Genomic DNA, 6,793 nt, shown 5'->3' on the forward strand with positions numbered 1-6,793 from the left:
TTTGGCTGCGGTGCGGTTGTAAAAGAGCGCGATAAATCGCACCGCCACGATTCGGCTCGCTAGTTTTTTTTCTTATCCACATGGCCCAGCTCCCGATCCGGGAAGCAATAATCCCGCACCCGCTGCTTTAACGCCGCCGCATCGGGGAAGCCGCCTTCCTGCTTGCGTTCCCAAATCACGTTGCCATCGATGGTGATTTCAAACACGCCTCCGGTGCCGGGTTGTAACGTCACCGAAGCTAAATCATCAGCAAAAGTATGCAGCAATTCCTGCGCCATCCACGCTGAACGCAGCAACCAGTTGCATTGCGTACAGTAATGAATATTCACCGCGGGTTTCTGTGCCATGTCATCGCTCATCTTAATTAATTGATTAGTAATAAGTTAACTATGGTTAACAAATTGTGCTGTCTAAGATACATCTTAGTGTAAATGCTATTGATAATGATTACCACTTACATTACATTCCTGACGAAATCATTTATAACATAAAAAAAGTCTGTAACTTTTTACGGTTTTATATACAAAACCTGTGGTTTTCTGGCAGCAAGCAAGTGAGCGAATACTAACAATTAACCAGGTATTTCGCGTCTATGTCCTCATTATTTTCGGGGTTAACTCACCAGCGTCTTTTCAAAACGGCGATCTTAGCGTCAGCGATTCACGCGGCTTGTGGCTATGCAGCGACCAGCGATAATCAAGATCTGACCATTTCAGGCAAGAAAACCACCACCAATGAACCGGTGATGACCGTTACTGCACCGAAACAACCGTTGGTTGCTGGCAGCCGTAACACCATCTCAGCTGAAGAAATGCAAAAGCAGGGTGGTAATGATTTCGGTTCAATTATGCGTTATCAGCCGCTGGTTAGCGCGCCGGGCGCCGCAGGCGGTAGTAACACCGGCAAAAGCGGCTACACTGGCGACCGTGGTGGTTATACCGGTTATAACATCCGTGGCCTGGAAGATAACCGTGTCTCTATCGACGTAGACGGTATCGAACAGCCTTTTGCAACGGGGCGTAGCTCCGTAGGCCGCACCGGTTCAGGCACCTTCGGGATTGGCCGCGACTATATCGATCCTTACATGTATGGCTCAGTCGGTATTGTTTCCGGTGCGACCGATGTTTCCTACAAGAATAACGCCCTCGGTGGCTCGGTGTCCTTCCGTCCCAAATCACCGGATGATTACCTGTCGCCAACTAAGCAGACCTACTTCGGTTATCAAAGCGACTACGATTCTTCCAACCGTAGCTGGCACAATGGCATCACCGCCGCAGCAGGTGATGAAACCCTGCGTGGTATCGTGGTGATTAGCCGTCGTGACGGTCAGGAAACCCGTAACAATAGCGGCACTATCGATGCCTACCCGGCCAACTGGCACTCGGATGCCATCGCTGCCACCGGAATCTGGCAGCCGAACAGCGAGCATCAGTTCAGCGCCACGCTGGACTACTACCACAAAACCAATCACACCAACTTCGATTACTGGGGCACAGGCACCACGACCATTTATGGCCGTGCCGATCAGAGCAGCCAGACTCGTCGCTGGAGTGGCATGTTGAAAGATCTCTGGACGCCGGACAATAACCTGCTGGTAGATTCGCTTGAAAGCAGCATCTATTACCAGGAAACGCAGGCACACGATGATACTGCCGTGCCAGTCGCCGGTTCCGTTGCAGCGCACAATATCTATTCAGACTACAACACCAAAACCTATGGTTTTGAAACCAAAGGTGAAAAGAGCTGGCTGTTTAACAACTTCAGCTATGGTCTGAACGCCAGCATCGCGAAAACTGAGCGTCCATACTGGATGGACCCGGCGCAGACGTCTTACAACAATATCACTCCGCCAGAAGCCAACAGCCGTAGCTGGACTTTCGGGGCTTTTGTTGAAGACACCATGAGCTGGGATTTGAACGGCCATACCTTCTCCGTGATTCCTGGCGTGCGTTACGCTTATCAGAATACCAAGCCGCAGAACCTCTCCAGCATTTCGGGCGGGGATGCTGATGTGTCAACGGGTGCGGTGTCAACGCTGTATGGCAAAAGCTTCAGTGATGGCCAGCTGCTGCCGTCAATTGCCTTCCAGTACAACCTGACGCCGAAAATGATGGCTTACCTGCAATACAAGCGCGGCGCACAGTTCCCGAACCCAAGCCAGTTGTACGGTTCATGGAACTTGACCTCCAATTATGGTGGTTCAAATCAGTATGCGCTGTTGGGTAACACCGACCTGAAAACGGAAACCAGCAACAACTTTGAGTTCGGTCTGAAAGGCGAAGCGGTTGAAGGGATCACCTTCTCTGCGGCAACCTTCTACAACAGCTACAAAAACTTTATCGATTACACCCGTTACAGCCGTAGTTCGAATCCGGAAGTCTTTACTGACATCCCGAGCAACATTGGCATTGCTTACCGTGCAGAAAACCGTGACAAAGCCTATATCTACGGCGCGGAATTCGGTAGCAAGTTCAACATCGGCACATGGGTGCCAGAAGTCGATGGCCTGAGCGCACGTCTGGCATTTGGTTATGCGCAGGGCGCGTCCAAGTCCAGCTACCTGGGTGATAAATACGTGCCGTTGGAGAGTGTGCCGCCGATGCGTCTGATTACCGGTGTGGCCTATGACGATCCGGATCAGCGCTACGGTGCAGCCGTTACCGCTACCTTTAATCATGGTAAGCGTGCAACGTATACCCAGCGTCAGACCTATACCAATGCTGGCAGCGCGATTGGCACCACCAGCAATACCTACTACCAGAATATCCCCGGTTATGCGTTGGTTGACCTGACGGCTTACTACCGCGTCACCAAAAACGTCAAGATCAGTGGCGGTATCTACAACCTGACGGACCGCAAATACTGGGATTATCTGAGCAGCCGCGATCTGGAATCCACCACCAGCAAAACCGATCAGAACTACTATGATTCACAGCTTGCTGTGATGCCCGGACGCACCTTCCAGTTGGGTGTGAACGTCGATTTCTAATAAATCACTTCGCCCTGCGGCAACGCAGGGCATTTTCATGGAGCATGCGCAATGAACGAACGTTACGAACACTATCTGGCCCTGAAAGGCGAACATCCAAAAAAATACGCCCGCGATCTGGCGGCGCTGATGGGCATTGGCGAAGCGCAACTCTGTGAGGCGCGCGTCGGCCACGATGCAAAAGCGCTGAAAACCGATTTCCCGGCACTGCTGGCCGCCCTCGAAGCGGTGGGTGAAACCAAAAGCATCACCCGCAATGAATATGCGGTGCACGAGCAGGTTGGCAAATATGAAAACCTGCACCTCGGCGAACATGCCGGACTGATCCTCAACCCGCGCGCACTGGACCAGCGTCTGTTTCCTCAGCAGTGGCATAGCGCCTTCTTCCTGCAAGAGATGACTGCACGCGGTGAACGTCAAAGTATGCAGATTTTTGACAGGCACGGTGACGCGGTGTTGAAAATCTACACCACCGACAACACCGACATCGCTGCCTGGGATGCGCTGATAGCGCAGTTCACCACCGCAGACCAGGCCGCACTGGAGCTGACACCAGCGAGTCACCCGCAGCACAGCACGACCGTGGATGCCAGCACCATCGAAGCCGAATGGCGTGCCATGACCGATGTGCACCAATTCTTCGGCCTGCTGAAACGCCATAACATTTCACGTCAGCAGGCATTCCGCGCGGTTGCAGACGATCTGGCATGGCAGGTCAGCAATGATTCGCTGGCCCAGTTGTTGAACCAGGCGCAGCAGGACGGCAACGAAATCATGATCTTTGTCGGCAACCGTGGCTGCACCCAGATCTTCACCGGCGCGGTAGAAAAACTGATGCCGATGGATAACTGGATCAACATCTTCAACCCGGCGTTCACGCTCCATCTGCTGGCGGACCACATCAGCGAAAGTTGGGTGACGCGTAAGCAGAGCGGCGATGGTTTCGTCACCAGCCTTGAACTGTTCGCCGCTGACGGCACTCAGATCGCGCAACTTTACGGCCAGCGCAGCGAAGGTACGCCGGAGCAGGCGCGCTGGCGTGAACAGCTGGCATTGCTTACCACCCCAGGAGCTGTCGCATGAAACGTCTGACCCTGTTGTTGCTGACTGCGCTGGCACTGCCGACGCTGGCAGCGGAACGCGTGGTTTCCATTGGCGGAGATGTCACGCAAATCATCTATGCGCTGGATGCTCAGCAGGACCTGGTGGCGCGCGACAGTACCAGCCAGCAGCCTGCCCAGGCGAATAAACTGCCGAACATCGGTTATATGCGTCAGTTGAATGCGGAAGGCATTCTGGCGCTGAAACCGACGCTGGTGCTGAGTAGTGAACTGGCAAAACCATCGCTGGTGCTGCAACAGGTGGCGCAGGCGGGGGTAAAGGTGGTGGAAGTTACCGGCAAAAACAGCATTGAGGCGATCCCGGAAAAAATCGCCACCATCGGCAAAGCGCTGCATCGTGTAGAAGCGGCCAATGCCCTGACCGAGCAAGTGCAGAAACAACTGGCGCAACTGCCGAGCCAGCCACTGCCGGTGAAGGTCCTGTTTATCATGGCGCACAGCGGCATGAACACCCTGGCGGCGGGATCGCAAACCGGGGCAGATGGCGCGATTCGCAGTGCCGGTCTGGTGAATGCAATGGCGGCAGTGCCGCATTATCAGCCGCTGTCGCAGGAGGGTGTGGTGGCTGCGGCACCGGATCTGGTGGTGGTGGGTCAGGATGGCCTGCGCACCCTCGGTGGTGAGGAGAAAGTCTGGTCGCTGCCGGGACTGGCGCTGACGCCAGCCGGACAGCATCACGCGTTGCTGGTGGTGGATGAGATGGCATTGCTGAGCTTTGGCCTGGACACGCCAGATGCCATCGTCAAGCTACGTCGTGCAGCTGAAGCGGCCAAACATGACTAGCGTTGCACTGCTGCGCTGGCTGAGCCTGATGGCCGTCAGCATGGTGATATGTATGTTGATGGCCGCCAATTTTGGCGCGATGCCGCTCTCGATCCGCACCCTGTGGCATGCGCCGCTCAGCGATATGGTGTGGCAGATCTGGCTGAATATCCGTCTGCCGCGTGTATTGCTGGCGGTACTGCTTGGCATGGCGCTGGCGGTATCCGGTGCGGTGATGCAGGGGCTGTTTCGCAACCCGCTGGCCGATCCGGGATTGCTGGGTATCAGCAGCGGAGCCGGTCTGGCAGTGGCCCTGGCGATTATTGTGCCGGTGGCTTTGCCACCCATTCTCGCGTTGTGGCTGCCCATGCTGGCGGCCTTTATCGGCAGCCTGGTGGTGACGTTGCTGATCTTCAGCTTTAGTCGGCTGGCACTGGGTAACCTGTCGCGTCTGCTGTTGGTGGGCATCGCCATTAACGCGTTGTGTGGCGCGGCGGTCGGGGTACTGTCGTGGATCAGCAATGATCAACAGTTGCGTCAGTTGGCGCTGTGGGGCATGGGCAGCCTCAGCTCCGCGCAGTGGCCGAGCCTGACGGTATGTGCGCTGCTGATTTTACCGACGCTGATTGCCATCCAGACGCGTGCGCGCCGTCTTAACCTGCTGCAACTCGGTGAAGAAGACGCGCATTACATGGGGATCGATGTAAAACGCACCCAGCGTCAGCTGCTGGTGCTGAGCGCGTTGCTGGTGGGAACGGCCGTTTCGGTCAGCGGGATTATCGGCTTTGTCGGGCTGGTGGTGCCGCATGTGATGCGTTTCTGTCTGGGGAGCGATCATCGCTGGATGTTGCCGGGATCGGCGCTGGCAGGGGCGATCCTGTTGCTGCTGGCGGATACTCTGGCGCGCACGGTGGTGATCCCGGCAGAAATGCCGGTGGGTCTGTTAACCAGCCTGATTGGCGGCCCGTGGTTTCTTTGGCTGATCCTGCGTCAACAGAGAGGGATAAATGAGTGATCGGATGCAGGCGCGCGGTCTGCAATTTAGCCACGGCGCACGGGCGCTGATTGATAATGTTTCGGTGACTCTCGAACCGGGCAATATGGTGGCGTTAATCGGCCCGAACGGTGCCGGTAAATCTACGTTGCTGCGTCTGTTAACCGGCTTCCTTACACCGGATGCAGGGGAGTGCTGGCTGGGTGATCGCCCGCTGGCAGACTGGCCGCGTGAACCGCTGGCCCAGCGTCGTGCAGTGATGCGCCAGCAAAACACCATGACCTTCCCGATGCCAGCTGAAGATGTGGTGGGGATGGGACGTGCGCCCTGGCCGACCACGGGAGCGAAGGCGGTGATTGAGGAGGTGATGCATATCACCGGTAGCCTTGAGTTGGCACGACGTGATTATCGCTCGCTGTCCGGTGGTGAGCAGCAGCGCGTGCAGTTGGCGCGTGTGCTGGCGCAGTTGTGGCATGCGGATGGTCCGCGTGGCTGGCTGTTCCTCGATGAACCTACTTCGGCACTGGATCTGTTCTGGCAGCAGCATAGCCTGCGTCTGCTGCATCGCTTAACGCGTAATGGCCGGTTTAGCGTATGTACCGTATTGCACGATCTCAATCTGGCTTCATTGTGGTCTGATCGTATCCTGTTGTTGCATCAGGGAAAACTGGTGGCAGAGGGGACACCGCATGAGGTGATGACCGAGCAGACACTGACGCGATGGTATCAGGCGGAGCTGGACGTGGTACGGCAAGCGGAGCAGGGCAGACCGCAAATTCAGTTACGCGCCTGAGTGACATTGCGCGATAAATCGCGCCGCTTGTATCTTGAAGTTGTAACTGGTTAGCTACCCGTTACACGAAACGGAGGCAGCTTGTCGCGCCGCTTAAGACTCGATCTTGTGCCGTAGCTTAAAGCCCTCCGTTT

The 6,793-nt window shown here is 55.8% G+C and carries 6 protein-coding genes; 5 read left to right on the plus strand and 1 reads right to left on the minus strand.

The genetic code is table 11. From position 1 onward, the window contains the following. Nucleotides 1-59: 59 nt before the first annotated feature. Nucleotides 60-347: a SelT/SelW/SelH family protein gene (locus tag L579_RS22185; RefSeq protein ID WP_021186382.1), complete on the minus strand. Its 288-nt coding sequence runs from the start codon at nt 345-347 to the stop codon at nt 60-62. A gap of 245 nt (nt 348-592) precedes the next feature. On the opposite strand from L579_RS22185, the gene L579_RS22190 reads away from it, so the two are divergent. Genes L579_RS22190 through L579_RS22210 form a run of 5 tightly spaced genes read left to right on the plus strand, consistent with a single transcriptional unit; the run spans nt 593 to nt 6,659 of the window. Next, nucleotides 593-2,989, plus strand: a complete 2,397-nt coding sequence (locus L579_RS22190; RefSeq protein ID WP_021186383.1) for a TonB-dependent receptor domain-containing protein — start codon at nt 593-595, stop codon at nt 2,987-2,989. Nucleotides 2,990-3,040: 51 nt separating this feature from the next. Next, the gene (locus tag L579_RS22195) at nt 3,041-4,072 is read left to right on the plus strand and encodes a hemin-degrading factor (protein WP_021186384.1); all 1,032 of its coding nucleotides are present in this window, start codon (nt 3,041-3,043) and stop codon (nt 4,070-4,072) included. Then, nucleotides 4,069-4,893, plus strand: a complete 825-nt coding sequence (locus L579_RS22200; protein WP_021186385.1) for a heme/hemin ABC transporter substrate-binding protein — start codon at nt 4,069-4,071, stop codon at nt 4,891-4,893. The genes L579_RS22195 and L579_RS22200 overlap by 4 nt, the downstream gene beginning before the upstream one ends. Continuing rightward, the gene (locus L579_RS22205; protein ID WP_021186386.1) at nt 4,886-5,887 is read left to right on the plus strand and encodes a FecCD family ABC transporter permease; all 1,002 of its coding nucleotides are present in this window, start codon (nt 4,886-4,888) and stop codon (nt 5,885-5,887) included. Before L579_RS22200 ends, L579_RS22205 begins: the two co-directional genes overlap by 8 nt. Further along, nucleotides 5,880-6,659 carry a heme ABC transporter ATP-binding protein gene (locus L579_RS22210; RefSeq protein WP_036628102.1) on the plus strand — a complete coding sequence of 260 codons (780 nt, stop codon included), beginning with the start codon at nt 5,880-5,882 and terminating at the stop codon, nt 6,657-6,659. Before L579_RS22205 ends, L579_RS22210 begins: the two co-directional genes overlap by 8 nt. The last annotated feature ends 134 nt before the right edge of the window (nt 6,660-6,793 follow it).

Origin of the sequence: Pantoea sp. AS-PWVM4 (genome assembly GCF_000468095.1) — a bacterium.
Classification (GTDB): Bacteria; Pseudomonadota; Gammaproteobacteria; order Enterobacterales; family Enterobacteriaceae; genus Pantoea; species Pantoea phytobeneficialis.